The organism is Curtobacterium sp. PvP017, from assembly GCF_054060195.1.
Genome location: NZ_JBSSCY010000001.1, coordinates 655,263 through 680,503, shown reverse-complemented (window position 1 = coordinate 680,503; position 25,241 = coordinate 655,263). Strand labels below are relative to the sequence as shown.

The following is a 25,241-nucleotide window of genomic DNA, read 5'->3' as shown; positions in this document are numbered from 1 at the left end:
TCAGTCAGGGACGCTCGTCGACGAGGGCGATGAACCGGCTACCGATGCCCTCGACCTCTCGTCGGGTGAGCCCGGCGGTCGGTTCCGGCGCCTGGTACGGCTCGTGGTAGTCGCACATCAGGTAGTCCCACTCGGGCCACCACTTCTTCGGCCGCGCTTCTTCGGCGAACGCGCAGACGACGCACTCGAGGCGGACCCAGACCTTCTTGGCACCCGTGCGGTTCGCCCGCGACTGCACGAGCCACGCCGGCGGATCCTGTTCGATCGCGTCGAGTTCGGCTTCGCTGAGACGCGAGGGGATTCCGTGGTGGGTCGCCATCTCGAGGGTGATGTCGAGTCGAACGGCGGCGTCGCGTCGGGAGAGCATCCGACCAGATTAGGTTCTGTCGGGGCGCAGCGCCCGTCGGACCCCGCCGCGCCGGTCGGACCGCTCGGTGCCGGTCGGAGCGCTCGGTGCCGGTCGGACCGTTCAGTGCCCGTCGAGGGCGTGGCATCCGCCGTCGAGGACCCACCCGGCCGTCGTGACCTCGGCCGTGCCGTCCCGCTGGACCTCGCCGATGAGGCAACCGGACATCTCGATCTGTGCCTCGAACAGCACCTTCTCACCGCTCTGCGTCGTCACGATCCAGCGGTCCGGCGCCCCGACGCCGTCGAGGATCTCCTCGACCGCCGGCTGCAGGACCGGGGTCGACTGCGCAGCGAGCTCCCGCTCCACCTGAGCACGTGCGACGTCGAGCGCTGCCGCCGACTCCGCGCTCAGGTCGGTGCGGTCATGGTGCCGCTTGTTGATCCCGTACTGCGGCGGGCTGTCGCCGCCCGGGCCGGCGCCGTCCCCGGACGCAGCGTACGTTCCCGCGGCGCCCGTCGGCTCTCCGGTCGTGGTACCGGCCTGCGCGCCGCTCGTCGACGACACACCGGAAGCCGGGCCGCTCTGCACCGCGCAGCCCGTCAGCAGGATCAGCGCGAGCAGCGCCCCGGTCACCGATGCGGTCGTTCTGCGGTCCCCCATGAGCGGTATCCTGACAGAGCGTGGGGGAGCGCACGGGGCTCGTCCCCGGATCGTGATGCGGGGTGCGGTGACCGAGAACTCCTGTGAGAGCATCGCCGGATGCACGACGATGTTGCGAACGACGTGCGGAGCGAACCGTTCCGTGCCGGTGAATCCGTGGTCCTCCGCAGTCTGCACACGCTCGGCTCGCACGGTCGGACCGTCGCCTTCGCCGTCGCGGGTCGAGTCCTCGTGGACGACGACGACGTCGCGGTGGTCGCGAGCCCGCTCGGTTCCGCCGTCCGTCGCCGGGCCGGTACCGGCAGCGGACCGAACGCGCGGCTCGTCCTCCCCTCGGACTGGAACGGTTCCTACGTCGAGGACCGCTGGTTCGGAGCGACCGTGGTCCGCGTGCACCCGAAGGGCGCAGCGTGGTCGGTGTGGCGCTGGCACGACGGGACGCAGTGGCTGCCGGACTGGTACGTCAACCTCGAGCTGCCCTGGGTGCGTACGTCCATCGGCTTCGACAGCCAGGACTGGACCCTCGACGTCGTCGCAACCCGAGACGGTGCGGGTCGCTGGTCGGTCCGGTACAAGGACGAAGACGAACTCGCCTTCTACACGGACGAGGGCCTGGTCACGGAAACGGACCGAACGATGATCGAACGCACCGGCGAGGATGCCACCGCGGCCGTGCACACGGGCTCGTTCCCGTTCGAGACCGACTGGTCGCGGTGGGTGCCGGACCCGAAATGGTCCGCTCCGCAGATGCCCGCAGGGTGGGACGCCGTCCAGTAGACCCGCTCAGTGCGTCTGCGCTGCGCGTTCGGCGTAGGCGGCGGCGTACCAGCTGACGGTCGAGTCCCCTGCCGTCGGCCCGATGGTGATCGAGTCGGCCGACGTCACGACGTAGAGGTCTTCGTCGTGGCCGCACTGGACCGAGCGCGCCGCGAGCTCGCTGCCGGTGTCGGCGCCGTCGGCGATGCGACCGCCCCAGACGGCCATGCGGACGGTTCCGTGTCCCTGGCAGGCGACGGACACGCGGACGTGTGGGCGCTCGCCCCCGTCTGCGACGCCCAGGGACAGCCGACTGGATGCGTCGTTGGTCCCGGCACCGGCGCCGAGTTCACCGGGCTGTTCGGCCCACCGATCCTGGACGTTCTCCATCCAGGCAGAAGCAGCCTCGACGTCGTCGACCGGCGTCGCACGCCCGGAGCAGGCGGTGAGCGACACCACGATCACGAGCGTCAGCCCGATGCTGCTGCTCCATCGGCGGCGGCGAAGGTGGTCGTGCACAGGCGAGGCAATCATGTCGATCACAGTGTCGTGCACGCCGACCGCTCCCGCACCCTCCCGTTCTGGTGACGAGGGTCGCGTGCGTGCGCCGGCGCTGCGGACGCGAAAGCGCACCTGACTACGGACTGGAGGCCGTGCTCACCACGTGAGCACGGCCTCCAGTCCGTCGTGTGGTCGCGTCAGGACCGCTGGCGGCTCCGGCGGACGCCCGTGCGGACGGCGAAGCCGAGTAGTACGGCGAGCAACGCCGCGAGGGCCATCGGGCCGGTGCCGTCGGCACCCGTGTAGGCGAGTTCGTCCGCGGTCGGGGCCGTGGCGGCGCGGTCACCCTGGTCCGCGACCGGTGCCGCGGTGGGAGGCGCGGTGGCCTGCGACGTGGGAGCCGCGGTGGGCTCCGTCGTCGCAGGCGCCGTCGGCGCCGTCGTCGGCGGCGTGACGACCGCGGTCGGGCTGACCTCGACGGTCAGCGACGCGCTGACCGAGCCGACCGTCGCCGTGATGACGTGCGGCGAGGCGTGGTGGAACGTGACGGTGTCGCCGTGGATCTCGTCCGAGGCGACGCTGCTCGTGAGCACCACGTCGCCGGGCGTCGCGAGTTCGTTGCCGTACGCGTCGGTCCCGGTCGCGGCGACGCGGATCGTCGTCCCCTGCTGGGCCGTGATCGTGCCGTCGTCGTCACCCGTCCCCGCCGTGTCCAGGGTGAGAGCGTCGAGAGCGCCAGGGGTGACGTCGATCGTGACGGTCGAGACGGCGGGGAACCCGACGCCGTTGTCCGCGGTGATCCGGATGACCGACTGGCCGGCCTTCGTGGGGATCCCGGTGATGTCACCGGTCTCCGGGTCGAACGTCAGCCCTGCCGGCAGCTCGCCGTCGAAGGTGACGGTCGGCGCGGGGGAGCCCTCGATGTCGACGTGGTAGCGGAACCGCTCGCCGGCGACGGTCGTCGTCGGCAGGGTGCTCTCCGGGGTGACCGTCGCGGGGATCCCGGCGACCGGCACCGTGCCGTCGGAGGTCACGGTGAGCGTGTCCCATCCAGCGAGGGTGCCGGTGACCTCGACGCTGATGACGTGACCGAGGTCGGCTTCGACGGGGGTGTAGGCGCGGTCCGTCGCGCCCGCGACGGCGGTGCCGTCGCGGAGCCAGCGGTAGGAGAGCTCGGTGCCCGGGGCCCAGCCGGTGCTGCGCGCTGTGAGCTCGGCTCCGACCTGTGCGGTGCCGGTGGCCTCGATCGCGACGGCGGCGTGCTGCGTACCCGCGACCACGGCGGTCGCGGCGGATGCGTCGACCGTGCGGTCCGTGTACCCGTCGAGGTGCCCGGTCACCGTGACGCCGATCACGGCGTCGACGTCGTCGGCCGTCGGCGTGTAGGTGGCGCCGGTCGCGCCGTCGATGGCGACGCCGTCGCGGGTCCACTGGCGGTCGAAGGACGTGCCCGCGAGCCAGCCGGCGTCCGTGGCGGTGAGCGCGGTGCCGACCGCGGCGGTGCCGTCGATGCCGACGGTGCCGTCCTGCGTACCGTCGCCCACGACGACCGGTGTGCTGGCGACGGAGTACCGGTCGTAGCCCTCGGCGGTGCCGGTCGCGACGACGTGCAGGGCGTGCCCGGCCTGTGCAGCGGTCGGCGTGTAGGTGGCGGAGGTCGCGCCGGTGATGGCCCGCTCGCCGTCGAACCACTGCAGCGAGACCGTCGCGCCGGACGGGGTCCAGCCGCTGGTCGTCGCGGTGACGGACTCGGCGACGGTGGCCGCGCCGGTGGTGACCGTGCCGGTCTGCGTGCCGTAGTCCGCGATGACGGCATCCGAGGTGGCCGTCGTCGCGGTGTACCCGCGCGCGGTGACCGAGGCGATGACGAAGACCGCGTGGCCGCCGACGGCGTCACGGCCGGTGACCGTGTACTGGGCTGCGGTGGCGCCGGGGATCTTCACGTTCGTGCTGTCGCGGTACCACTGGTACGTGACCGCGGAGTCGGTGGGGGCCACCGCCGGGAGCGACGCGGTGAGGACCGTGCCGGCCTGTGCGGACGAGCCGACCGTGGCGTCCTGTGCGTCGGCGATCCGGACGGCGCCCGGGGCGATCGTGCCGGCGGCGACGGTGCCGAGGTCCGCGGTCTTCGTGGCGGTGTGCCGGCCGACGGCGTTCGCGGTCACGGTGACCTGCACGGCCTTGCCGAGGTCGTCCGGGGTCGGCGTGTAGGTCGGAGCCGTGCTGACCTGGGCGCTACCGACGGTCCACGACCAGGTGAGGGTCGGGGCCGGGGTCCAGCCGTCCGACTTCGCGGTCACGGGCTTGCCCACTGCCGGGGCCGCGTCGTCGATGGTGAGTGTCCCACCGGTGAAGTCGCCGATGGGCGTCGCCGTCGCGGTGGTGCTCCACGCGCCGGGGCCGCGGTCGGTCGTCGCGCGGACGCGGAAGTCGTAGGTCGTGCCGTCCGTCAGGCCGGTGACCGTTGCGGTCGTTGACGTCGTCGCGGCTGGCGTGCTCCACGAACCGGAGCCGCTGACGGCGTACTCGGTCTCGTAGCCGGTCAACGTGGTGTCCGCGGGCGGGGTCGGGGCGGACCAAGACAGCGCGGCGGTGCCGTCGCCGGCGGTCGCGGTGAAGGGGTCCGGGGCTGTGATCGACAGGACGTAGGTGCGGTAGTTCAGTGAGTACGAACCCCTGTAGTCGTACCCGGAGTACGTCATGCCCTCACCGGGCGCCGGGGCATCGTCGAACCAGATCGCGCCCCCCGGCACGCTGAGGAAGTAGGTGGAACCGGCCGTGATCGTCGGCGGGTCCTGGAACTCCACCGTCTGCCATCCCTGCTCCAGCGAGATCGTGCCGGTCGCGAGCGGACTCTCGTTCCGGGCACCACCCGCGTACACCGAGACCGTTCCGGTGGTTGCGCCGTCCGTGTAGTACACGGTGTTGTCCTGGTACCAGTTGAGGTCCGCACCGGTGAGCTGTCCCGACCGTCCGGCGACGAAGGTCTGGCCTGTCGTGGAGTCGGCCAAGATGGCGCCGTACTGCGACTCGCTCGAGCGGTCGAGCGTTCCGTTGGCAGGGGCAGCCTGCGCGGCGGGCGCAGCGACGAGGGTGAGACCAGCGACGAGGGCGGCGGCGAGGGCCGCTGCCGAGAACCGGGCACGGCGACGTGGCCGCGCGGAGCGTGAGAGCACGGGGATCCTTCGGGTGGATGCGACCGATGCCGGTCACGGGTGTGCTCACCGTACCGAGCAGTACTCACTGCACGCGTCCTCCCATCCGGGGGCCAGTCAGTAGTCGGGGTCCTGGCGATCCTGGTCCTGCCAGGGCAGCATCCGGCCGGCAACCAGCGACAGCACGCCCCCGAACATGAAGACGAGCAGCACCGCCCACCAGGGGTTGCTTCGTTCGCGGGGCTGCTGTCCGTCCATGCCGTCACGATAGCGGGTCAGTCGGTCGCACCCCGTGGCGGTTCGACGAGCAACCCGACGCGATCGGCCAGGTAGTCGGCGAGCGGGACGGCGGAACCCGCGGCCGGTGACCAGCGGACGAGCGGCACGTCGTCCTCGACGAAGAGCACCCCGGTCGAGCCGACGAGCGTCCTGTCCAGCGCGATCGCCGTGGCGCCGTGGTTGACGGTGTCGCCGGCCGCGAAGTGCCCTTTCGCCGCAGCCGCGCGATAGGCCCGACGGACCTCGGCGGAGACCGACTGGAACTGCGCCCGGCCCGGATCGGTGACCCGGGTGATCGCCCCGGTGGCCCAGACCCGGCCGCCGGACTCGAGCGACGACCCGATCAGCAGCGCACCGACGCGCCACACGCGACCGAGGGGCCGCATGGTCGCTTCGCGGCGGATGCCGAGGACCGCCTTCGGCTGCACGTACTCGCCGAGCGCTTCGTCCGGCACCCCGGCGGCGCGGAGCCGACGTGCGGCGTCGTCGAGCAGTTCGCGCGCTCGCTGCACTCCGTCGGTCACGTCCACCGAGCCTAGACCGGGGCCTGCCCCGAGCCCCGGTGCGATGCGCTGCGGCGCCCGTGACCGGTCGTCGCACGTCGCCCGTGCCCGGCCGTCGACCGTCGGCGGCGCGCAGCGGTCACGGTGCCGATCGCGATCATCACACCGCCGTACGCCAGCAGGACCCCGGCGACGGTCGGGATGAGCCAGGTCCGCGACCCGTTGACGAGCTGGTTGACGACACCGATCTCGGGGATGCTGTACCAGACCACGCCCCGGATCTGCGCGGCGGTGACGGGGTGCGGGTCGGCCTTCGCGTTGTTGTCGCCCTTGAGGACGAACGTGCGTTCACCGTTCGACGCCGAGGACACCGAGACCACGCGGTGGCTGATGACGGCCGGCTGGCCGGAGACGATCTGGTAGGTGACGACGTCGCCCACCTCGATGTCGTCGACGGCGGTGGGACGGACGACGAGCAGGGTGCCCGGGGGCAGCGTTGGCTCCATTGACTGGGTCAAGACCGTCAGCGGCATCGAGCCGGTGGCCTTGGGCACCACGATGAGCACGACGGCGAGGGCCGCGACGAGCAGGAGCAGTCCGGTGCTCACGCCGAGGACGACGGCGTGCACGACGGCGCGCGCGCCGGAGCGCTCGGCACGTTCGGGACGGGCGGTCGCGCGGGTCATGCGCCACACCGGATCGCCGCGCCGTTGTTCTGGGTGAAGAGCGTGACCGGGCCGCTGCCGGCGACGGTCGAGGTCGGGTTGCCGGCGCTGTCGAGGACCTTGACGGTCACGGTGAGCGTCCCGGAGGTGCCGGCGCTCGCCGGGACGTCGTTCGGGGCGATGGTGATGAACGCCGAGTAGTCCTGCGCCTTCTGGCCGACCGCGGTGGTGCCGACGAAGGCGCCGTACCAGGTGTCCTTCGGTCGGTCCGCGGCGTCCCAGCGCACCTCGACGTACCAGCCGTCGTGGTCCGTGCAGACCAGTGCGGGACCGGTGTCCGCGGCCGTCGCCGGGATGGTCAGGGTGAAGCCGCCCTGCACGACGCCCGAGGTCCAGCTGCCGCTCGCCACGGTGAGGTTCACGTTCACGGTGGCCGTGGCGGACGCCGGCGCCGACGACTTGAGGGTGCTGCGGGTGCACCAGATGGCCGAGGCACCGGCGGCGAGCTTGGACGTCATGCTCGGCAGCGATGCCCAGGTGCCCGTGACCGATCCGCTGCCGACCGCGGCACTCGTCGTGCACGCCGCGGTCGCGGCGACGGGCCACGCGACGACGGTGACGGCCTGGGCGAGCGCCGTCGAGCTGCCGGAGACGACGGACACGGTGGTCGTCGCGGTGCCGGCGATCGTGCCCGAATCGGTGAGCGTGATCGGCTTCGTGACCGACGTCACCGTGGACGAGAAGGTGGTGGTCAGCGCGCTCGTGCCGGCGATCGAGGCGGAGAGCTTGCCGATGGTGACGCTCGAGGCCGTGGTGCCGGACGCGCTCCACAGTGCCCAGGCGGCGCTCGATCCGCCGCCGACGAACACGGCGGTGAGCAGCACGGCGACGACGAGCCGGAGTCGGCGGTTCATGCGGAGACCTGCGTTCCCGTGACGGTGAGGGTGAAGTCGGTGACGGCGCCGGAGACGCTCTGCGGCGCGTCGGCGTCGAGGACCAGCTCGACACAGCCGACGGAGCTCGCACCGGGCTGCAGCGTGAACGAGCTGCTGCCGGTGTCGAAGGCTGCGAGACGGCCGCTCGCGCCGGACAGCCCGGCGGTGCAGGCCGCAGCCGATGACACGTTGGTCAACCGGAGCGTCAGTTCGCCGAGCACGGCCGCCGACGAGGCGTTCGTCGCGGAGGCGACCTTCGTGGACGTCGTGGCGACCCGCATCGACAGCGGGATCGAACCGGTGTTCTTCACAGCGAAGGTGCCGGTGACGCCGGTCCCCGGTCCGAGGACGGTGGTGTTCATCGTCGACAGGGTGCCGACGGTGATCGTCGCCGTCGCGGACTTCACGGTGGTGGCAGCGGTGCTGGCGGTGCCGTTCCAGAGGGCGTAGGTCCCGCCGACGCCGAGGAGCGCCGTGGCGACCGCGACAACCAGGGCGAGCGCGACGGGCAGGATCCACCGGTGGCGTCGTGCTGCGCGGTGGCGGCCCGTCGTCCTCGGTGTCCCGGTCATGTGCGTCCCCTGGTGCTCGTGAGCCTCTGCTGGTGCGGACCACAAGGGGCCCAGACGGGCCACAAGGGGCCCAGACGGGCCCAAGGGCCCGGGCGGGCCGCGACCGGCGGATCAGGGGCCGGTCGCGGCTCGCGTCAGTGCGATCGGTGGATCAGGAACCGATCGCGGTCTGCGTGAGGGTGAAGGCCAGCGCGCCGACGTTGATCGACCCGTTCTGTCCGGTGGTCGCCGAGGACGGCAGCGTGATCGTGAAGACGACCTTGACGGTCGAGGTGGACGCCGACGGCGAGACGACGAAGGTGTTCGCGTTCGACGTGGACTGCACGACGGTGGCGCTCGACGACGTCACGGCGAGGGTCTTCTGCGTCGCGGCGAGGAGCGCGGAGTCGCCGGTGATCGACTGGCTGGCGTAGGTCAGGTTCGCCTTGAGGTCCTGGCCGGTCGCGCCGATGTTCAGCGTCTGCGTGAACTGGAACGTGTTGCCCGGCACCATCAGGGCGGTGGTGGGGTTGATCGCGGTCGAGCGGCCGTTCGTGATGTCGGTCCAGGCACCGTCGTTGTTCGCGGTGAGGGTCAGTGTGCCGGAGCTCACCGAGGACGCGGCGCTCGAGGCGCTGGCGTTCCAGAGGGCGAAGGTGCCTGCTCCGCCGAGGAGGAGGGCGATGCCGGCCGCGCCGGCGATGGTGCCGGTGACGATCTTGTGCATGGGAGTGGTCCGTTCTGCGCTTCGGGGCGCGCTGAGCACCACCGGCTCGCGGGTTCGGGTCGTCGAGCTGGTGGGACGGTGTCATCGACCTCGCGGGTGAGGGGTCGCGGCTGACCGGTGCCGAGAGTGGTCGCCGGGCTCCGGAGCGCAGATCTGCTGCTCGGGCGGGCTGGACTCGCTCTGGTGACGACGCTACTCGTCCCCCAAAGTGCGGACAAGTCGGAACATGCTTTTGCATGCACCCAGAACGGGGGTGATTTTTGTCCTCCCTGTGGAGGACAGGGTTGTACCCCGATCCTGATCGGAATGTCGGGCGTCCCCCGACCGTTGCACCGACCGGAAACGAGGAGGGACCCATGGGCATCGTGCGCTGGCTGTTCGACGCGCAGATCGTCATCGGCGACCAGACGGTGCTCTGGCGCGAGGTGATCGGCAACGTCTTCGGGCTGCTCAGCGCGCTCGGCGGGATGCGCCGCAAGGTCTGGGCGTGGCCGATCGGGCTGATCGGCAACGCGCTCCTGTTCACCGTCTTCATGGGTGCACTGTTCGACACCCCGAACCCCGTCAACCTGCTCGGTCAGGCCGGCCGCCAGGTCATGTTCATCATCGTGAGCATCTACGGCTGGTACCGCTGGACGCACCGCCCCGACGACACCGCCACCGTGATCGAACCGCACTGGGCCTCGTGGCGGACCCGGGCCCTGCTGGTCGTCGGCATGGTCGGTGGGACCGCGCTGCTCACCCCGGTGTTCCGCGCCCTCGGGTCGTACGAACCGGTGTGGAGCGACGCGTGGATCTTCGTCGGTTCGCTGCTCGCCACCTACGGCATGGCGAAGGGCTGGGTGGAGTTCTGGCTCATCTGGGTCGCGGTCGACCTGGTCGGCGTCCCGCTGCTGTTCTCGGCCGGGTACTACGCGTCGGGTCTCATGTACGTCTTCTACGGCGCCTTCACGCTGACCGGTTTCTTCGTCTGGATGAACCAGCGGGTCAAGCCCCCGGCAGCGCCGGTCACGGTCGGCTGAACGGCCCGCCCACACCGAACCGGTCCACGACGACCCGGCGCGGATGTGACGGCCCCCGGTCTGGGACGAGACAATGGGGTACCGCACACGATGGGATGGTCCGATGGAACCCCTGCACGGCGAACGCGTCGAGGATGATGAGTCCCTCGCCGAGCGCACCGTCCGCGGAGCGATCCGCGCCTACCGACTGCACTCCTTCGACGCGGTCGACGCGTCGGTCGTGGCCGAGGTCGCGGGCATCCCGCTCGAGACCGTGGAGCGCCTGTTCCCCGCGTGGGAGGCGTTGCTGCTGGTGACGTACGACCGGTGGACGCAGCTGCGGGGCACTCGTCGGAAGACCCCGCCGGCGTGCACGATCGACCACGTCCGGTTGACCCTGGCCGAGGACGTCGCCGACCCGGGCCTCGTCCGCGTCCTGGCGGGCGTGATCACCGTCGCGAGCTCGGAGTCCGGGTTCGCCGAGCTGTTCCGCAAGCGCTTCGACGAGTACGTCGAGCAGCTCAGCAACGGTCTGCAACGCGACTTCGACAGCGGCGCCGAGGAATCGGCGATCCCGGCGTACCAGGCGGCGACGCAGCTGCTCGCGGTGTACGAGGGGCTGCAGATCCAGATGCTCGTCCGGCCGCACATCGACGTCATGGTGGAGTTCGACCGCTCGGTCCGGACGCTCCGACAGGGCTGGAAGCAGCACGAGCTGCCGTCGTGGGACCTCGATGCCGACGTCCCCGAGCGCGAGACGCCGCAGCGCGAGCGACCGGCAGCGCAGCAGCAGACCGCACGCGAGCCCGAGCGGGAACCCCAGAGTCGTCCCTAGCGGGAGACCGACCGCCGCCAGGACACGATCTGCCGCAGCGTCACCTTCGACCCGTACTGCGCGACCGAGTGCCGGAACAGGTACTCGGCGAACCACAGCAGCAGCCCGGCGGCGACGAACACCTCGACGATGCAGACCACCGACTCGGTGACGCTCAGTGAGCCGACGGCGTTCCGGACCATGGCGGTGACGGGCGTGAACGTCGGGAAGTACGTGAAGAACGCGGCGACGGGCGACGACGGGGTGGTCATCACGAAGAACGCCGCGTAGAGCGGGATGATCAGGGCGAAGATCGCCGCCGACTGCAGCGCCGAGGCGTCCTTGATCGACGGCACCGCGGCACCGACGGCGACGAACAACCCGGACGCCAGCAGGACGCCGCCGACGAGCAGCAGGGCACCGACGAGCATCCGCCACGGGTCGATCGTCAGGCCGCCCAGCTGCGAGGCGACGAGCGGCAGGACGGCGAGCATCCCCACCAGCCCGGGGACGACGAACACCCCGACCTGCACGAACCCGACGAGCAGCATCGCGATCACCTTGCCGCGGATCAGGTCGCCGGCGGTGACGGCGGTCAGGATCATCTCGGAGATGCGGTTCTCCTTCTCCTCGACCACGACGGTCACCATGCGTGCGGCGAGCAGGATGACGAGCCCGAAGAAGGCGGCGACGTACAGGAACGGCGGCACGATCGACAGCCAGCCCGGCGCGACCCGCCCCTCGGCGTAGGTCGTGACGTCGGTGGCCGGTGGGGAGCGCAGGAGCTCGACCGTCTCGGGGTCGTCGACGGTCGCGGCGACGCTCTGCTCGAGCACCCGCTCGGCGAGCGACGAGTAGCCGCCGTTCGCGAACAGCCCGCGGTCGGCGGCGTCGACCTGGATCGCGGTGGTCGACGGCGACGCGGGGAACTCGATGAACGCGTCGAGGGCGCCGGAGCGCACTGCGGCGCGGTCGGCACCGGCGTCGGTGGACGGCGACCCGCCCCACTTCGCGGCCACGGACTCGGACACCAGCCCGGAGTGGTCGAGGTAGCGGAACGGGGTCTTCGTGGCCGACGAGCCGGAGACCACCGAGTCGGTGCCGGCTGCCTGTCCGATGCCGACGAGCAGGGACACGATGACGATGACGACCGGCAGCGCGAGCGTGCCGATCCAGAACGCGGGCTTCTTGACCGCGCGGACGAACTCGAACCGGACGACGGTGCCGAGCCGGCTCATGCGGCGGCCCCGTCCACCGAGGCCGTGGCGAGCGCGTCGTGGCCGTAGACCTGCACGAAGATCTCGTCGAGTGGGATCCGGCGCATCTCGAACGCGGTGACGCGGACACCGTCCGACACCAGCGCCGCGAGGATGTCGGCGCCGTCCGGCGCGGCGGCGGACGTCGGCACGAGGTAGGCGACGTGCCCCTCGTGCCGCGCGAGCTTGTACAGCGGCGAGCGGGGGACCGGTCCGTCGAGGCCGACCCGGGCGACGGCGCCGCCGAAGGCGTCCTGCACGTCGGGGATGGACCCGTAGGCCGCGGCCGTGCCGTCCTTGAGCAGCAGGATCCGGTCGCAGAGCCGCTCGACCTCGTCCATGTGGTGGGTCACGAGGATGACGGTCGCGCCGTCGGCCTTGCGCTCGTCGACCAGGTCGAGCAGCAGTCGACGGTTGACGGGGTCGAGGCCCTTCGTGGGTTCGTCGAGGATGAGCAGCCGCGGCCGGTCCATGATCGTGATGCCGAGCTGCACCTTCTGCTGCTGGCCGCCGGAGAGCTTGTCGACGCGGAGCTTGGCGCGGTCGGCCAGGCCCACGCGGGCCAGGTAGTCCATGCTCCAGGCCGTGGCCTCGGGGCCGCGCAGCCCGCGGAGCCGTCCGAAGTAGGACATCACGTCGATGACGGATTCCTTCCGGTAGAGCCCGCGCTCTTCGGGCAGGTACCCGATGCCGCCGGTGGCGGGCCGGTACGGCTGGCCGTCGATGGTCAGGGTGCCGGCGGTCGGGGTGGTGATGCCGAGCAGGGCGCGGATCGTCGTGGTCTTGCCGGAGCCGTTGCTGCCGAGCAGGCCGAACGTCTCACCCGCGGCGACGTCGAACGACAGTCCGTCGACCACGTTCCGGTCCCCGAACCGCATGACGAAGTCCTGCACGCTGATGGTCGCCCCGCTCATGCGGCGACCTTACCGGGACAGGCTGACGTCCCGGCCGCCGGTCGCGGCCCGAGACGGTGACCGCACGACGGACGGGAGGCCCGTGGCGAACCCGCCACGGGCCTCCCGTCCGTCACCTAGTCGCGTCCACGACGCGCACCCTGCGTCAGGAACGCAACCAGGCCGTCCCCACGCCCGTCAGGGCGCCGTCTGCCACCGGCGCCGAGGCGAGCAGCAGCTCGCCGGCGGGGAGTTCGTAGGGCTCGTCACCGAACACCGTCACGCTCGTCCAGCCGTTCGGGCGTCGGAAGGCGAGCACGTCGTCGCGGCCGGTCTCGAGCCACTCCAGGTGTTCCTCGGACTGCAGCTGGCCGCGCAGTCCGAGGGCCTTCCGGTACAGGTTCAGGGTCGAGCCGGGATCGGTGTCCTCGGCCTCGACGCTCGCGTCCGCGAACCACGCCGGCTGCGGCAGGTGCGCGGTGCCGGCGCCGAAGCCGAACGACGGCCCGGACCGGGTCCACGGGATCGGCACACGGCAGCCGTCACGTCCGACGTCGACACCCGGGTTGCGGAAGAACGCGGGGTCCTGACGGTCGGCGTCGGGGATGTCGCCGACCTCGTGCAGGCCGAGTTCCTCGCCCTGGTACAGGTAGGCGGAGCCGGGCAGCGCGAGCTCGAGCAGGGTCGCGGCCTGCGCGCGGCGCAGCCCGAGCGAGCGATCGAGGTCGTCCTGCGAACCGCCGGCCAGCAGCCACGCGCCACCCTGCTTGTCGGTGGAGCCGTTCCGCGCCGGCAGCGCGTACCGGGTGGCGTGGCGGACGACGTCGTGGTTCGAGAAGACCCAGGTGGTCGAGGAGCCGGACTGCTCGGCCAGGCCGAGGTTGAACTCGATGATCGTGCGGAACTGGCCGGCGTCGAAGTCGGCCTCGAGCAGGTCGAAGTTGAACGCCTGTCCGAGTCCGTCGGCGCTCGCGTACCGAGCGCGGCGGTCGGCGGCGACCCAGGCCTCGGCGACCGCGGTCCGGGCGGGGGTGTACTCGTTGAACACCGTCCGCCACTCGGCGTAGATCTCGTGCACGTCGTCGCGGTCCCACAGCGGGTGCGAGCCGTCCTTCGGGATCTCGGCGAGCTCCGCCCAGGTCGGCAGGGTGCCGGTGGGCAGGTCCTTCGCGAGCCCGTGCGCGACGTCGATGCGGAAGCCGTCGACGCCGCGGTCCGACCAGAACCGCAGGGTGTGCAGGAAGTCGTCGCGGACCTCGCGGTTCGCCCAGTTCAGGTCGGGCTGCTCCTTGGCGAAGGAGTGCAGGTACCACTGGCCGTCGCCGACCGCGGTCCAGGCCGGGCCGCCGAAGATCGAGATCCAGTCGGCCGGAGCCCGTTCGCCGGAGGGCCCGGTGCCGTCGCGGAACACGTACCGGTCACGGGCCGGGGAGCCCTTCGGCGCGGCGAGCGCCTCGCGGAACCACTCGTGCCGGTCGCTCGTGTGGTTCGGGACCACGTCGACGATCACCCGGATGCCGGCGGCGTGCAGTGCCTCGACCATCCGGTCGAAGTCGTCGAGCGTGCCGAGCTTCGGGTCGACGTCGCGGTAGTCGTCGACGTCGTAGCCGCCGTCGGCCAGCGCGGACGGGTAGAAGGGGCTGAGCCAGACGGCCTCGACACCGAGCGAGGCCAGGTACGGGACGCGCTCGGTCATGCCGGGCAGGTCACCGATGCCGTCGCCGTTCGCGTCCGCGAAGGAGCGCGGGTAGATCTGGTAGACGCTGGCCTGGCGCCACCAGGTCTCGTCGGTCGTGGTGGTGGCGTGCTGGGCGAGGGTATCGGTCACGGGGTTCCTCTCGGGGTGGCTGGTCGGGGTGGCCGTCTCGGCCGGGTCGGTCACTTGATGGCGCCCTGGGTCACACCGGCCATCACCCATCGCTGGGTGACGAGGTAGACGATGATCGCCGGCGCCATCGCCATCAGGTACGAGGCGAACGACACGTTGTAGTTGTTGCTGAACTGCGTCTGGAACATCTGCTGCAGCACCGGCAGGGTCTGCAGCGCCGGGTCCGAGGTGATCAGCGACGGCATCACGAAGTCGTTCCACGACGCCAGGAACGCGAAGATGCCGACGGTGGCGCTCATCGGTGCCAGCAGCGGGAACACGAGCCGCCAGAACACCTGGCCGGTGCTCGCGCCGTCGATGCGGGCGCTCTCCTCCAGCTCGGCCGGGATCGACCGTAGGAACGCGGTGAAGAGCAGCACGCTGAACGACAGCTGGAACATGACGTGCAGCAGCGCGACGCCGAACGGGTTGTCCAGGTGCGCGAGGCCGGTGAGCTTCACCTGCGACAGTGCCAGCACCGGGAACGGCAGGAACATGGCGGCGAGCAGGTAGAAGAACGACCAGCGGAACAGCCGACGGTCCCAGTTCCTGGCGATCGCGAACGCCGTGAACGAGGCGAGCAGGATCGTGCCGACGACGGTGATCGCGGCGACGAGCACCGAGACGCCGAACGCTCGCGGGAAGTCGGTGAGCTCCCACGCCTGCACGAAGCCGTCGACGCTGAAGGGCGCGGGCAGCGAGAACGCGTTGCCGTCGACTGCCTGGCTCGTCGTTTTGAACGCCATCGTCAGGGTGACGTAGAGCGGCACCAGGATCGACAGCGCGCAGAGCACGAGGACGACGGTGACGGGCCAGTTGGCGGTGCCGCCGCGGCGGCCCGCGGTCCGGTCGGCGTCGACCGATCGGATGCTGCCCGTCTTCGTCGTTCCCGGACGGAGGGGTGTCTGGATGGTCATCAGAGCGCTGCCTTCCCGCGGGTCGCCCGCAGCTGGATCACGGCGATGACGACCGCGATGATGAAGAAGATCGTGGCGTTGGCCATCTGGTAGGCGTAGTCGCCGCCGTTGAAGCCCTTGAAGATCGACATCGCGACGCTCGTGGTCGAGGTGCCGGGGCCGCCGTCGGTCAGGCCGACGATGATGTCGTACGAGTTCAGGAAGTTCTTGAACCCGATCACCAGGTTGATCAGGATGTAGCCGGCCGTCAGCGGCGCGGTGATCGAGATCAGCTGGCGCCAGGCACTCGCGCCGTCGAGGGCAGCGGCCTCGTAGACCTCGCCGGGGATGGACAGCACCCCGGCGATGTAGATGAGGAGGGTCGACGGGATCGCCTGCCACGCGGTGACGATCACGATCGCGACCCACGCCAGGTCGGGGTTCGCCAGGATGCTCTGCTCGAGCGGCCCGAATCCGATCGCGGTGGCGAACGCCGGCAGGCTGTTCGCGAACAGGAACGAGAACACGTACGCGATGACGATGCCGGAGATCACCATCGGCAGCACGAACACCGCGCGGAGGGCGATCTTGCCGCGGATCTTCGAGGTCAGGGCGATGGCGAGCAGGAACGCGACCGCGTTGACGACGATCACGGTGACGAGCGAGAACCCGAGGGTGAACAGGTACGCCTGCAGGATCGCGGGGTCGGAGAACACCGCGACGTAGTTCGTGAGCCCGATGAAGCGGAACTCACCGAACCCGACGGAGTTCGTGAAGCTCAGCACGATGCCCATCACGGCCGGCAGCGTGATGGCGAGCGTGAAGAGCAGCAGGGTGGGGAGCAGGAAGGCGAGGAAGAGCGGTTCGATCCGCTTCCGCTTGTGGGTGACGGACTGGAGGCCCGGTGCGGCTCCGCCCCGTCGGCGGCGGTCCGCCGTCGTGATGGCTTCGGTGGTCGTGGTTGCCATGGGACGTCTCCTTACGCGGCCGTGCGGAGCGCGAGGCGCGCCCAGTCGGCGTCGAGGGTGCGGAGCTGGCGCTGCGGGTCGCCGCCGAAGGCGATCGACTGCGCGTAGTTCGCGACCGGGATCTCGGCGGGGATGAGCTGCGACGCACCGAGGTAGAAGGCGGCGTCGTCGTAGTACGACTGCATGCCGGTCAGCGCCGGGTTCGACGCCGGGGGAGCGTCCTTGCGGACACCGAAGCCGTTGTTGTCGGCGTTGTACTTGTCGTTGACCTTCGACTGCATCAGGAACGACAGGAACTCGCGAGCCGCCTCCTGCTTGCGCGACGCCTCCGGGATCCAGAGCGCCAGGTCCACGTTCACCCGCACCTTGTTGTCCGCGGCGTCGTCGGTGACGGGCAGCGGGAAGGTGCCGAGGTCCATGTCCTTGTTCGTCTTCGCGATCTCGCCCAGGGCCCACGGTCCCTGCAGGTACATCGCGGCCTTGCCCTGCGCGAAGGCGAGGTTGCCGTCGCCGTACCCACGGCTGGCCGCGCCGTCCTGGTGCCACTCGCGCAGCTGGACCATGCGTTCCATCGGCGTCCGGAGGTCCTTCTCGAACGACACCGACGAGTCCTTGCCGACCTTCGTGCCCTCGCGTCGCAGCGCGTCGAACGTCTTCGGGGTGTCGATCGCGCCGCCGATCGTGTAGTCGAACATGCCCTGCGCGATCGTCCAGTTGTCCTTGAACGTGCCGTAGATCGGGGCGATCCCGGCCCTCGTCAGGCGCTCGCAGAGGTCGGCGAACTCGCTCCAGGTCGTCGGGACCTCGAGCCCCTGCTCGGCGAACAGCGCCTTGTTGTAGATCACCGAGGCGGCGGTCACGGAGTACGGCAGGGCGCTCTTGCGGCCCGGGTAGTCGGCGGTCTGCTCCATGAGCGGCCACAGGTCGGGGTTGATCGTGTCGGTTTGGGGCAGGTCGGACAGGTCCGTCAGTGCCCCGTGCTCGACGAACGGCACGACCGAGAAGTTGTAGTTCCAGCACCCGAGGTCCGGCGGACGGTTCCGGACGAAGTTCGCGGACATGCTCGAGGTCGAGTCGCGGACGACCCGCACCTTCGACTGGCTGTCGTGGAACTGCGCGATGACGCCGTCGAAGTAGCCGATGACCTCGGGCTTCGACACGTAGAACGTGATGGTCTCCGGCTTGGCGCTCGAGGACCCGATCGGGGCGCACCCCGCGAGCGCGAGCCCGCTGGCGATGCCGCCGGCTCCGAGCAGGAACGAGCGTCGGCTCACCGATGCTGCCGTCCTGGTCGTGGCGTGTGGTTGCACGTCGTCTCCGTCCGTCCGGACCCGGCAGCCCTGCCGTTCCGTCCTGCGATCGGCTCCGATGTCGACCGCGAGACTAAATCTAGCGACAAAATCTAATTACGCAAGGAACTCGTGGCGCGATAAGGTCACGGCATGCCGCCACCCCGCCGAACGAGCGCCGAGACACTGCTCGCGCACGCCTTCGACGCCGGCGCCTTCACCGCGACCGAGGCCATCGACGCCACCGGCCTGACCCGCTCGACCGTCCTGGCCGCGTGCGAGGAACTCGTCCGGCTCGGCTGGCTCCACGAGCTCGACGACGCCCGTGCCGCCGGGGAGTACCGGATCGGGCGGCCCGCTCGGCGCTACGAACTCGACACCGCCGCCGGGGTCGTCGTCGGCGTGGACGCCGGGCAACACCGGATCACCGCCTTCGTCGCCGACCTGCGCGGCACCGTGCTCGGTCGCGCCGAGGGGGCGCTCGGCGAGTCGGGGCTCGAGGTCCCCGTCCGGCTCGCGGTCCTCGCCGACACCGTGGACGACGCGCTCGCCGCCGCCGGCGTCGACCGCTCCCGCATCCTGGTCACCGTCGTCGGCATCCCCGCGCCGGTCGACGCCGGCGGCGCATCGCCGGATGACGGCGGCTTCTGGGACCGGATGAACCCGGGCTTCGCCGACGCCGTCCCGCACGGTCGCGTCGTCGTCGAGAACGACGCGAACCTCGCCGCGCTCGCCGAGCGGCCGTCGTCGGGCGATGCGTCGTTCGCCGCACTGCTCTCCGGCGAGCGGTTCGGCAGCGGCCTCGTGGTCGACGGTGTGCTGCTGCGCGGTGCCCACGGCGGTGCAGGGGAGATGCGCGTGCTCGACATCGTCCAGGGCGTCGGGTCGTCGGACGGCATCGGCGCGACGGCGCGGACGCTGGTCGCCGAGGCCGTCGCGGCGGGCGACGTGCGGCCGGGCAGCCCGCTCGCCGTGGACGACGGCGCCTCCGCCGTGTTCCGAGCGGCGCAGGACGGCGACGCCGTGGCGCTGGCGATCGTCGACCGCCTCGGCGACCGGCTGGCCCGTGTCTGCGTCCTGCTCGCGAGCCTGCTCGACATCGACCGCGTGGTGGTCGCCGGTGCGATCGCCCAGCCTGCGGTCGCCGTCATCGACCGGGCGCGTGCGCTGCTCGACGGCTGGCACTTCGACCCCGTGCCCGACCTGGTGGCGTCCACGCTCGGTGGCGACGTCGTCGTCATCGGGGCCGTCGCCCACGCGGTGGACGCCGTCCGTGCTGATCCGCTGTCGTTCCCGCTGGTCGACCCTGCTGTCGTCAGTGCCGACGGTCGAGGGGAAGCTCCCGCGTCCGGTCCCAGTCCTCGGTCCACCCGAGCCGGTCGAACAGCGCATCCAGCAACATCGCGGTGAACCCCCACACCAGGTGACCGTCGTCGTCGGGGTGCTCGCTGTCCTCCGCATCGACCGTGAAGCCCGGCCCGCGCCACTCCTGACCACCGCGTCTGATCACCGTGACCCCGCGGTTCGCCGGGGCGAGCAGGTCCGCCACCGGCACCCGGAAGACCGCGGCCGACTCGCGCTCGTCGACGACCCGGATCGGGGACGGCTCGCGCCACCAGCCCAGCACCGGGCGGACCAGGTGGTTCGAGAACGCCAGTGGCACCGCGGGCAGCGTGCCGAGGACCTCGACGCCCGTCGGGTCGAGCCCGGTCTCCTCGCGTGCTTCACGGAGGGCGGCGGCGACCGCGTCGGCGTCGCCCGGATCGATCCGCCCGCCGGGGAACGCGACCTCGCCCGGGTGCGCGCGCAGGGTCGTGGCGCGAGCGAGCAACAGGACGTCGAGGTCGCGGGGGACGTCGGCGGCGACGGCGGGGCGGTCGCTCGGCGTGCGGTCGAGTGCGCCGAAGAGCATCAGGACGGCAGCGTGCCGCGGGGTGGTCGTGCCGCCGGGTTCGACGGGAGGCTCGGCGTCGCCCCATCCGGTCGCTGCGACCCTCGCCAGTGCCGCCCGTGCGCGCCCGTCGTCCATCACCCGCCCACCCTAGGCGTTGGTCACGAGCCGTCCGGCGATCGGTAGGTTCGACCCATGGCAACCGAACGTGTCGACGAGAGACCCGCCGACGAGCACGATCCCTACGCCCGCCGCCCCGGCTACGTGACGGGCGTCGACGGTCGAACCGACCGGACCACCACGGCGATGGTCGTCGGCATCGTGGCCGGCTTCCTCGCGCGGGTCGTCCTCGGTTTCCTCGGCCTGGCCGAGTGGGCCGCGCTCCTCGGTGGCATCGTGATCGGCCTCGTCGTGTGGCTCGTCCTCCGAGCGCTGCGGCGCCGTGCAGACCGGATCGCGGGTCGGTCGCCGGACGCCGTCCCGCAGGCTCGCGACCGTGCCATCGCCGAGGCGAACGGTGGCCGCCGGTTCTTCATCGCCCCGAACCCGGTCGTGGTCATCGTGATGGGCGGGATCTTCGTCGCCGTGGGCGTCGCGCCGCCCGTGTTGGACGGTGCGACGGTTGCCGGGCTCCTGACGGCGGTGCTGGTCATCGCGAGCGGCCTGTTCTTCGTCGTGCAGGGCGTCGGCACGCTCGTGGTCCGCCGGCGGGAGCGCAGCGGCCAGTAGCAGCCCGAGTACCCAGCGGACTCCCGGATGCGGTCGGCATCGTGGAAGAACCGAGGACGACTCGAACACGACGAGGGGACACCGTGGACCGCTTCCGACGACTGCCGCTGCCGGCGCTGCTGCCGATGCTGTTCGTGGTGCTGTGGTCGGTGTGGTTCGCGACGGGCCTCCTCACCGGCTCCGATGACTTCGCGCCTTTCGAGCGGGCGATCGGTGCGATCGCGTACGCAACGATCGCGACCGCGGGGTTCGGCATCGCGATCGCGATCCGACGACGTCGAGCAGGCGGCACGGAGACGGCGGTGGGCATCCAGCGCGCCGTCCGGACCGGCGTCCTGCCGGAGTCTGCCGATCCCGTGGTGTGGGCACGCGAACTCGACTCGACCCGGTGGCGGTACCGCAACAACCGGGTGGTCGTCCCGATCGCGGGCGTGTTGTTCGCAGCGTTCTCGGTCTGGGCAGCACTCGTGATCAGCCCGTGGTGGTGGTTGCTGCTGGTGCTGTTCACGGGGATGTGCGCGTACTCCGTCTGGGAGACCCGACGAGCACTGCGGAACATCGACCACCTGCTGACCACCCTGCGCGGGAGCTGGACCGTCCCGCAGTCCAGCAGCCCGTGACCCGGCACGTCCCGAGTCCGGAGCGGCGCTGGAACCACAACACGCACTTCCACGCCCGGGTGCTCGATGCCGTGCCGGAGGGGGCGCACACCGCCCTGGACGTCGGGACCGGCAACGGTCTGCTCGCCCGTGACCTGCACGACGCGGGGTTCGACGTCACGGCGATCGACTTGGATGCGGACGTCCTGCGCGCCGCCCGCGCCGCGAACGCCGACACCGGGATCCAGTGGCTGTGCGGTGACGTGATGGGACACGACTTCGGTCAGCAGTTCGACGTGGTGGCCTCGGTCGCGACGGTGCACCACCTGCCGGACCTGTCAGCCGGGCTCGCTCGCCTCGCAGACCTCACGGCGCCAGGCGGCACCCTGGTGGTCGTCGGACTCGCGAAGCCCACCCGGCTGCGTGATCACGTGCTCGGGTTGGCTGGTGTCGCGCAGCATCGTTGGTCCTCATGGCGGCGCGGCTACTGGGAGCACTCCGCGCCGACGTGCTGGCCACCACCGCATTCGTACGCCCAGGTCCAACACACCGCGGATGCAGTCCTGATGGGCTCCGAGTACCGCCGACACCCGCTGTGGCGGTACGTGATCACGTGGCGGCGCCCGCGCTGACGCACGGGTGACGGGACTGAGTCGGAATCCGCTCGACCAGGCGAATCGTCTGAAACCAGGGCGCGGTACCCACTCATGATCCCGGCGGTCGTACGAGGTGTCCCGCAGGCCGATCTTGGGTTCAGGGACTACTCCCATCGCTTGCGCTGCGCGACCGCACTACGCTCAGCGAGGTGGGCGTGTTCTTGGTCGGGCTGGCAGTGCTCGGCGTCACATGGGGCTGTATCCTCATCCTCTTCCCGAAGCCGATCGCCCGCTTCGCGCGGAGAGTGCAAGGGGAGTTCTGGGGAGGCCAGTTCACTCCGGAACTCACGCGATTCGCCGGCTGTGGATTTGTTCTCGGAGGCGTCATCGCAGCTGCCACGCTCGTCGCCGAGTTCCTCAGGCGCTGAGGGCTGGTGGAGCACCCCGTACCGGAGCGGCCAACGGACAGCGCGCACCTACAATCTCCATCGTGAGTAGACGGAGCCCGGGGCCACGCTTCTTCCGACGCCCGAAGCCCTTCGCCGGCGGGGAGGTCTGGATCGTCCAACACGACGAGTCACCGGACAACACGGTCCTCGGCGTCTTCGCCACGGACGACGAGGCGTACGCCTTCATGGACACGGTCAAGGACGACTACGAGAACGGCGTGATCTGCTCGAGCTTCTCGATCCCGTACCGGTCCACCGATGGCGCAGTTCGTTACCAGGCCGAGGACTGAAGTCGGCCTCCGTCGGCCTGTCGGTCACCCTGCGAGCGCGGTCCCAGTGAGCAGAAGACGTCGGGTCCCTGGTGGGAACCCGACGTCTTCTGCTCACTGGGTGGGCCGAGCGCTCACTCCGTGGTGGAGACCCAGTCGATGAGCAGGTTGCCCTGGTCGCCCCAGTTGCCGACCTGGAACATGAAGCGGTGCGGGGTCGTCGGTACGTCGTGGGTGACGGTGTCGAGGACCTTGCCGTCGACGCTGTAGGTGACCGACTCGCCGGGCACCCAGTCCACCGTGTAGGTGTGCCAGTCGCGCCACGAGACGCCGGTGCCGATCTGGACGCGGTCGGCTTCCTTGCCCGGGGTCATCGAGTGGTGGAAGGCCGAAGGGCTGTCCTCGAAGTTGCCCTCGGGGAAGTCGATCTCGCCGTCGGACCAGGTGCCCGACGTCGGCCACAGCATGAAGGCCGCGCCGTTGCCGTCGCCACCGGTCGCCTTGGCGCGGACGGAGAACGAGCCGCCGACGTGGTCCCAGGCTCCGGCGGAGGAGCCGAACGTGCCGGCCGCCCCCGCTCCGGTGCCGAGGGCGACGTCCATCACGCCGTCGTGCACCGAGACGGTCTTGCTCGGCGCGTAGATGCCGGAGGTGCCGTCGGGGTAGGGCTGCCACGACTGCGGGTAGAGCCGCGAGACGAGGCCGGTGACGGCGTCGGTGGTGAAGTCCTCGACGAACGAGGCGTCCGGCGCGGCGGCTGCGTCAGGAGTCTCGGCGACCTCGTCCTGCGGTTCAGCCGAGCCCTCGGCCTCTCCGTCGGACGAAGGCTCGTCCGACGGAACTGCTGCCTCGGGTTCCGCGGTCGGGGTGGTGTCCTCGATCGGCGCGGCCTCGGCGGTCGGCGCGGGCGTCTCCGTCGGCGTCGTGTCCGACTCCTCGTCGTCTGACGGGGCCGGGGTCGCGGTGTCCGACGGGGTGGGGGTCGGGGTCACCGGGGCGTGGTGTCCGTGGCGGTGTCCGCCCCAGCCCCACCAGCTGTCGGCGGAGGCGGCGGAGGCGGTGGGGACTCCGAGCGCCAGACAACCGGCGGTCGCGGCCGCCAGGATCGCGCGACGGCGGCTCATCGGGTGTGCCGTTCGGTGGTGGAGGTGATGGGCGTGGTGGTCGCGGGGGTCGTGCCGCGCATGGGCGTGCACGTGCTTCGGGTCGAGATGTCGGGCTCCTCGTGGTGCTCGGGCGCAGGATGCGGGGAGGGGACGGCGCGCCAGGGGGCAGGATGCCGAGGGGTTCGGTGACGCGTCCACGGACATCTTGCATCATTTGTGCCCCGTTCGGGGGTAATCGCCCGAATCGGCAGTCGAACGCGCGGTGAAGGGTGGGCAGCCCGCAGCCCGCAGCCCGCCGCCTCAGCCGCGCGGTACCGGCTGCAACCGCTGCAGCTGCGTCACGTGCCCGGGCTCGAGCTCGTCGAGCGACGTGACCCCGAGCAGCCGCATCGTGCGCTCGATCTGCTCCGACAGGATCTGGATCATCCGGTCGACGCCGGCCTCGCCGCCCGCCATCAGCCCGTACAGGTACGCCCGGCCGACCATGGTGAACCTCGCACCGAGCGCCACGGCGGCGACGATGTCCGCGCCGGACATGATGCCGGTGTCGAGGTGCACCTCGGTGTCCATGCCGACCTCCTTGACCACGGAGGGCAGCAGGTGGAACGGCACGGGGGCCCGGTCGAGCTGGCGACCGCCGTGGTTCGACAGCGTGATCCCGTCGACGCCCATGTCCGCCAGACGACGGGCGTCGGCTAGGGACTGCACGCCCTTGACGACGACCTTGCCCTTCCACTGGTCGCGGATCCAGGCGAGGTCCTCGTAGGTGACGGTGGGGTCGAACATGTGGTCGAGGAGCTCCCCGACGGTGCCGGACCACCGGTCGAGCGACGCGAAGGCCAGCGGCTCGGTGGTCAGGAAGTCGAACCACCACCACGGTCGCGGGATGGCGTTCAGTACGGTCCGGGCGCTCAGCTGCGGCGGGATCGAGAACCCGTTCCGCTTGTCCCGCAGGCGCGCGCCGGCGACGGGCACGTCCACGGTGACGAGCAACGTGTCGAACCCGGCCTTCTCGGCGCGGGAGACCAGCGCCATCGACTTCTCGCGGTCCTTCCACATGTACAGCTGGAACCAGTTGCGGCCGTTCGGGTTGGCGTCGCGGACGTCCTCGATGGCGGTGGTGCCCATGGTGGAGAGCGAGAACGGGATGCCCGCGCGTCCGGCTGCCCGGGCGCCGGCACGCTCGCCCTCGGTCTGCATCATGCGCGTGAACCCGGTGGGGGCGATGCCGAACGGGTACGCGACCGGCGCACCCAACACCGAGCGCGAGGTGTCCACGGACGAGACGTCGCGCAGGATCGCGGGGGTGAACTCGATGTCCTCGAACGCCTGGCGGGCGCGGGCGAGCGAGATCTCGGCCTCGGCGGCGCCCTCGGTGTAGTCGAACGCGGCCTTCGGCGTGCGGCGGGCGGCGATGTCGCGCAGGTCCCAGATCGTCAGCGCCGACTCGAGCCGCTGTCGCCGACCCGGCAGCGACGGCTTCTTGAACTGCATGAGCGGTGCGAGGTCCCGCACCGTCGGCAGCTGCCGCTTGATC

The 25,241-nt window shown here is 71.0% G+C and carries 28 protein-coding genes; 9 read left to right on the top strand and 19 right to left on the bottom strand.

Annotated features, from left to right (window positions below):
- Window positions 1–4 precede the first annotated feature (4 nt).
- The gene (locus tag ACVKXF_RS03325) at window positions 5–367 is read right to left on the bottom strand and encodes a hypothetical protein (protein WP_123291944.1); all 363 of its coding nucleotides are present in this window, start codon (window positions 365–367) and stop codon (window positions 5–7) included.
- Window positions 368–469: 102 nt separating this feature from the next.
- Window positions 470–1,009, bottom strand: a complete 540-nt coding sequence (locus tag ACVKXF_RS03320; RefSeq protein ID WP_456794816.1) for a hypothetical protein — start codon at window positions 1,007–1,009, stop codon at window positions 470–472.
- A 99-nt stretch (window positions 1,010–1,108) separates the two neighbouring features.
- Between ACVKXF_RS03320 and ACVKXF_RS03315 the strand changes: the two genes are divergently transcribed.
- On the top strand, window positions 1,109–1,786 hold the full coding sequence (locus tag ACVKXF_RS03315; RefSeq protein WP_456794815.1) for a DUF402 domain-containing protein: 678 nt from the start codon (window positions 1,109–1,111) through the stop codon (window positions 1,784–1,786).
- A 6-nt stretch (window positions 1,787–1,792) separates the two neighbouring features.
- Here ACVKXF_RS03315 and ACVKXF_RS03310 read toward each other — a convergent pair whose 3' ends face one another.
- The 8 genes from ACVKXF_RS03310 to ACVKXF_RS03275 all read right to left on the bottom strand — a co-directional run bounded on the left by ACVKXF_RS03310 (window position 1,793) and on the right by ACVKXF_RS03275 (window position 9,081).
- Entirely contained in the window at window positions 1,793–2,299 is a 507-nt protein-coding gene (locus ACVKXF_RS03310; RefSeq protein ID WP_456794814.1) for a hypothetical protein, read from the bottom strand.
- A gap of 164 nt (window positions 2,300–2,463) precedes the next feature.
- Complete coding sequence (locus ACVKXF_RS03305) at window positions 2,464–5,442, bottom strand: fibronectin type III domain-containing protein (protein ID WP_456794813.1); 2,979 nt, start codon at window positions 5,440–5,442, stop codon at window positions 2,464–2,466.
- Between the two features lie 96 nt (window positions 5,443–5,538).
- Window positions 5,539–5,679 carry a hypothetical protein gene (locus ACVKXF_RS03300; protein ID WP_185020900.1) on the bottom strand — a complete coding sequence of 47 codons (141 nt, stop codon included), beginning with the start codon at window positions 5,677–5,679 and terminating at the stop codon, window positions 5,539–5,541.
- Window positions 5,680–5,696: 17 nt separating this feature from the next.
- A complete protein-coding gene (locus tag ACVKXF_RS03295) occupies window positions 5,697–6,224 on the bottom strand; it encodes a hypothetical protein (RefSeq protein WP_456794812.1) in 528 nt (175 codons plus the stop codon).
- Window positions 6,225–6,235: 11 nt separating this feature from the next.
- Window positions 6,236–6,889 carry a signal peptidase I gene (locus ACVKXF_RS03290; protein ID WP_456794811.1) on the bottom strand — a complete coding sequence of 218 codons (654 nt, stop codon included), beginning with the start codon at window positions 6,887–6,889 and terminating at the stop codon, window positions 6,236–6,238.
- The gene (locus ACVKXF_RS03285) at window positions 6,886–7,782 is read right to left on the bottom strand and encodes a hypothetical protein (RefSeq protein WP_456794810.1); all 897 of its coding nucleotides are present in this window, start codon (window positions 7,780–7,782) and stop codon (window positions 6,886–6,888) included. Before ACVKXF_RS03285 ends, ACVKXF_RS03290 begins: the two co-directional genes overlap by 4 nt.
- On the bottom strand, window positions 7,779–8,375 hold the full coding sequence (locus ACVKXF_RS03280; RefSeq protein ID WP_456794809.1) for a TasA family protein: 597 nt from the start codon (window positions 8,373–8,375) through the stop codon (window positions 7,779–7,781). The genes ACVKXF_RS03285 and ACVKXF_RS03280 overlap by 4 nt, the downstream gene beginning before the upstream one ends.
- A gap of 151 nt (window positions 8,376–8,526) precedes the next feature.
- Window positions 8,527–9,081: an alternate-type signal peptide domain-containing protein gene (locus ACVKXF_RS03275; RefSeq protein ID WP_396289067.1), complete on the bottom strand. Its 555-nt coding sequence runs from the start codon at window positions 9,079–9,081 to the stop codon at window positions 8,527–8,529.
- Between the two features lie 356 nt (window positions 9,082–9,437).
- Here ACVKXF_RS03275 and pnuC point away from each other — a divergent pair, with 356 nt between their 5' ends.
- Both pnuC and ACVKXF_RS03265 read left to right on the top strand, forming a co-directional pair.
- Complete coding sequence (gene pnuC / locus ACVKXF_RS03270) at window positions 9,438–10,103, top strand: nicotinamide riboside transporter PnuC (RefSeq protein ID WP_456794808.1); 666 nt, start codon at window positions 9,438–9,440, stop codon at window positions 10,101–10,103.
- A 103-nt stretch (window positions 10,104–10,206) separates the two neighbouring features.
- Window positions 10,207–10,917, top strand: coding sequence for a hypothetical protein (locus ACVKXF_RS03265; RefSeq protein ID WP_340195772.1), 711 nt, complete (start codon window positions 10,207–10,209; stop codon window positions 10,915–10,917).
- Here the strand turns inward: ACVKXF_RS03265 and ACVKXF_RS03260 are convergent.
- The 6 genes from ACVKXF_RS03260 to ACVKXF_RS03235 all read right to left on the bottom strand — a co-directional run bounded on the left by ACVKXF_RS03260 (window position 10,914) and on the right by ACVKXF_RS03235 (window position 18,050).
- Window positions 10,914–12,134, bottom strand: a complete 1,221-nt coding sequence (locus ACVKXF_RS03260; RefSeq protein WP_456794807.1) for an ABC transporter permease — start codon at window positions 12,132–12,134, stop codon at window positions 10,914–10,916. The two genes, ACVKXF_RS03265 and ACVKXF_RS03260, sit on opposite strands and share 4 nt — an antisense overlap.
- Window positions 12,131–13,066, bottom strand: coding sequence for an ABC transporter ATP-binding protein (locus ACVKXF_RS03255; protein WP_123314012.1), 936 nt, complete (start codon window positions 13,064–13,066; stop codon window positions 12,131–12,133). Before ACVKXF_RS03255 ends, ACVKXF_RS03260 begins: the two co-directional genes overlap by 4 nt.
- Before the next feature lie 145 nt (window positions 13,067–13,211).
- On the bottom strand, window positions 13,212–14,873 hold the full coding sequence (locus tag ACVKXF_RS03250; RefSeq protein ID WP_456794806.1) for a glycoside hydrolase family 13 protein: 1,662 nt from the start codon (window positions 14,871–14,873) through the stop codon (window positions 13,212–13,214).
- Between the two features lie 50 nt (window positions 14,874–14,923).
- Entirely contained in the window at window positions 14,924–15,829 is a 906-nt protein-coding gene (locus ACVKXF_RS03245; RefSeq protein ID WP_123314011.1) for a carbohydrate ABC transporter permease, read from the bottom strand.
- Window positions 15,829–16,776, bottom strand: coding sequence for a carbohydrate ABC transporter permease (locus tag ACVKXF_RS03240; RefSeq protein ID WP_123314010.1), 948 nt, complete (start codon window positions 16,774–16,776; stop codon window positions 15,829–15,831). Before ACVKXF_RS03240 ends, ACVKXF_RS03245 begins: the two co-directional genes overlap by 1 nt.
- 11 nt (window positions 16,777–16,787) lie before the next feature.
- Window positions 16,788–18,050 carry an ABC transporter substrate-binding protein gene (locus ACVKXF_RS03235; RefSeq protein WP_456794805.1) on the bottom strand — a complete coding sequence of 421 codons (1,263 nt, stop codon included), beginning with the start codon at window positions 18,048–18,050 and terminating at the stop codon, window positions 16,788–16,790.
- 168 nt (window positions 18,051–18,218) lie between these two features.
- On the opposite strand from ACVKXF_RS03235, the gene ACVKXF_RS03230 reads away from it, so the two are divergent.
- Window positions 18,219–19,475, top strand: coding sequence for an ROK family protein (locus ACVKXF_RS03230; RefSeq protein WP_456794804.1), 1,257 nt, complete (start codon window positions 18,219–18,221; stop codon window positions 19,473–19,475).
- Here ACVKXF_RS03230 and ACVKXF_RS03225 read toward each other — a convergent pair.
- Window positions 19,381–20,094: an NUDIX hydrolase gene (locus ACVKXF_RS03225; RefSeq protein WP_456794803.1), complete on the bottom strand. Its 714-nt coding sequence runs from the start codon at window positions 20,092–20,094 to the stop codon at window positions 19,381–19,383. The genes ACVKXF_RS03230 and ACVKXF_RS03225 overlap by 95 nt on opposite strands.
- Before the next feature lie 57 nt (window positions 20,095–20,151).
- On the opposite strand from ACVKXF_RS03225, the gene ACVKXF_RS03220 reads away from it, so the two are divergent.
- From ACVKXF_RS03220 to ACVKXF_RS03200, 5 genes are all read left to right on the top strand, one after another.
- On the top strand, window positions 20,152–20,685 hold the full coding sequence (locus ACVKXF_RS03220) for a hypothetical protein (RefSeq protein WP_456794802.1): 534 nt from the start codon (window positions 20,152–20,154) through the stop codon (window positions 20,683–20,685).
- Between the two features lie 83 nt (window positions 20,686–20,768).
- Entirely contained in the window at window positions 20,769–21,305 is a 537-nt protein-coding gene (locus tag ACVKXF_RS03215) for a hypothetical protein (RefSeq protein ID WP_456794801.1), read from the top strand.
- Complete coding sequence (locus tag ACVKXF_RS03210) at window positions 21,302–21,916, top strand: class I SAM-dependent methyltransferase (RefSeq protein ID WP_456794800.1); 615 nt, start codon at window positions 21,302–21,304, stop codon at window positions 21,914–21,916. The genes ACVKXF_RS03215 and ACVKXF_RS03210 overlap by 4 nt, the downstream gene beginning before the upstream one ends.
- A gap of 173 nt (window positions 21,917–22,089) precedes the next feature.
- Window positions 22,090–22,308, top strand: a complete 219-nt coding sequence (locus ACVKXF_RS03205; protein ID WP_456794799.1) for a hypothetical protein — start codon at window positions 22,090–22,092, stop codon at window positions 22,306–22,308.
- Window positions 22,309–22,370: 62 nt separating this feature from the next.
- Window positions 22,371–22,619, top strand: a complete 249-nt coding sequence (locus ACVKXF_RS03200; RefSeq protein ID WP_243649938.1) for a hypothetical protein — start codon at window positions 22,371–22,373, stop codon at window positions 22,617–22,619.
- Between the two features lie 113 nt (window positions 22,620–22,732).
- On the opposite strand, the gene ACVKXF_RS03195 is transcribed toward ACVKXF_RS03200, so the two are convergent.
- Window positions 22,733–23,722: a glycoside hydrolase family 16 protein gene (locus ACVKXF_RS03195; RefSeq protein WP_456794798.1), complete on the bottom strand. Its 990-nt coding sequence runs from the start codon at window positions 23,720–23,722 to the stop codon at window positions 22,733–22,735.
- Between the two features lie 282 nt (window positions 23,723–24,004).
- Window positions 24,005–25,198, bottom strand: a complete 1,194-nt coding sequence (locus tag ACVKXF_RS03190; protein ID WP_456794904.1) for an alpha-hydroxy acid oxidase — start codon at window positions 25,196–25,198, stop codon at window positions 24,005–24,007.
- Between the last annotated feature and the right edge of the window lie 43 nt (window positions 25,199–25,241).

Excerpts from the sequence above, each read along its gene's own strand:
- ACVKXF_RS03325 (WP_123291944.1), bottom strand. The coding sequence starts at position 367 with ATGCTCTCCCGACGCGACGCCGCCGTTCGACTCGACATCACCCTCGAG.
- ACVKXF_RS03320 (WP_456794816.1), bottom strand. The coding sequence starts at position 1,009 with ATGGGGGACCGCAGAACGACCGCATCGGTGACCGGGGCGCTGCTCGCG.
- ACVKXF_RS03315 (WP_456794815.1), top strand. The coding sequence starts at position 1,109 with ATGCACGACGATGTTGCGAACGACGTGCGGAGCGAACCGTTCCGTGCC.
- ACVKXF_RS03310 (WP_456794814.1), bottom strand. The coding sequence starts at position 2,299 with ATGATTGCCTCGCCTGTGCACGACCACCTTCGCCGCCGCCGATGGAGC.
- ACVKXF_RS03300 (WP_185020900.1), bottom strand. The coding sequence starts at position 5,679 with ATGGACGGACAGCAGCCCCGCGAACGAAGCAACCCCTGGTGGGCGGTG.
- ACVKXF_RS03290 (WP_456794811.1), bottom strand. The coding sequence starts at position 6,889 with ATGACCCGCGCGACCGCCCGTCCCGAACGTGCCGAGCGCTCCGGCGCG.
- ACVKXF_RS03285 (WP_456794810.1), bottom strand. The coding sequence starts at position 7,782 with ATGAACCGCCGACTCCGGCTCGTCGTCGCCGTGCTGCTCACCGCCGTG.
- ACVKXF_RS03280 (WP_456794809.1), bottom strand. The coding sequence starts at position 8,375 with ATGACCGGGACACCGAGGACGACGGGCCGCCACCGCGCAGCACGACGC.
- ACVKXF_RS03275 (WP_396289067.1), bottom strand. The coding sequence starts at position 9,081 with ATGCACAAGATCGTCACCGGCACCATCGCCGGCGCGGCCGGCATCGCC.
- pnuC (WP_456794808.1), top strand. The coding sequence starts at position 9,438 with ATGGGCATCGTGCGCTGGCTGTTCGACGCGCAGATCGTCATCGGCGAC.
- ACVKXF_RS03265 (WP_340195772.1), top strand. The coding sequence starts at position 10,207 with ATGGAACCCCTGCACGGCGAACGCGTCGAGGATGATGAGTCCCTCGCC.
- ACVKXF_RS03260 (WP_456794807.1), bottom strand. The coding sequence starts at position 12,134 with ATGAGCCGGCTCGGCACCGTCGTCCGGTTCGAGTTCGTCCGCGCGGTC.
- ACVKXF_RS03255 (WP_123314012.1), bottom strand. The coding sequence starts at position 13,066 with ATGAGCGGGGCGACCATCAGCGTGCAGGACTTCGTCATGCGGTTCGGG.
- ACVKXF_RS03245 (WP_123314011.1), bottom strand. The coding sequence starts at position 15,829 with ATGACCATCCAGACACCCCTCCGTCCGGGAACGACGAAGACGGGCAGC.
- ACVKXF_RS03240 (WP_123314010.1), bottom strand. The coding sequence starts at position 16,776 with ATGGCAACCACGACCACCGAAGCCATCACGACGGCGGACCGCCGCCGA.
- ACVKXF_RS03230 (WP_456794804.1), top strand. The coding sequence starts at position 18,219 with ATGCCGCCACCCCGCCGAACGAGCGCCGAGACACTGCTCGCGCACGCC.
- ACVKXF_RS03225 (WP_456794803.1), bottom strand. The coding sequence starts at position 20,094 with ATGGACGACGGGCGCGCACGGGCGGCACTGGCGAGGGTCGCAGCGACC.
- ACVKXF_RS03220 (WP_456794802.1), top strand. The coding sequence starts at position 20,152 with ATGGCAACCGAACGTGTCGACGAGAGACCCGCCGACGAGCACGATCCC.
- ACVKXF_RS03195 (WP_456794798.1), bottom strand. The coding sequence starts at position 23,722 with ATGAGCCGCCGTCGCGCGATCCTGGCGGCCGCGACCGCCGGTTGTCTG.
- ACVKXF_RS03190 (WP_456794904.1), bottom strand. The coding sequence starts at position 25,198 with ATGCAGTTCAAGAAGCCGTCGCTGCCGGGTCGGCGACAGCGGCTCGAG.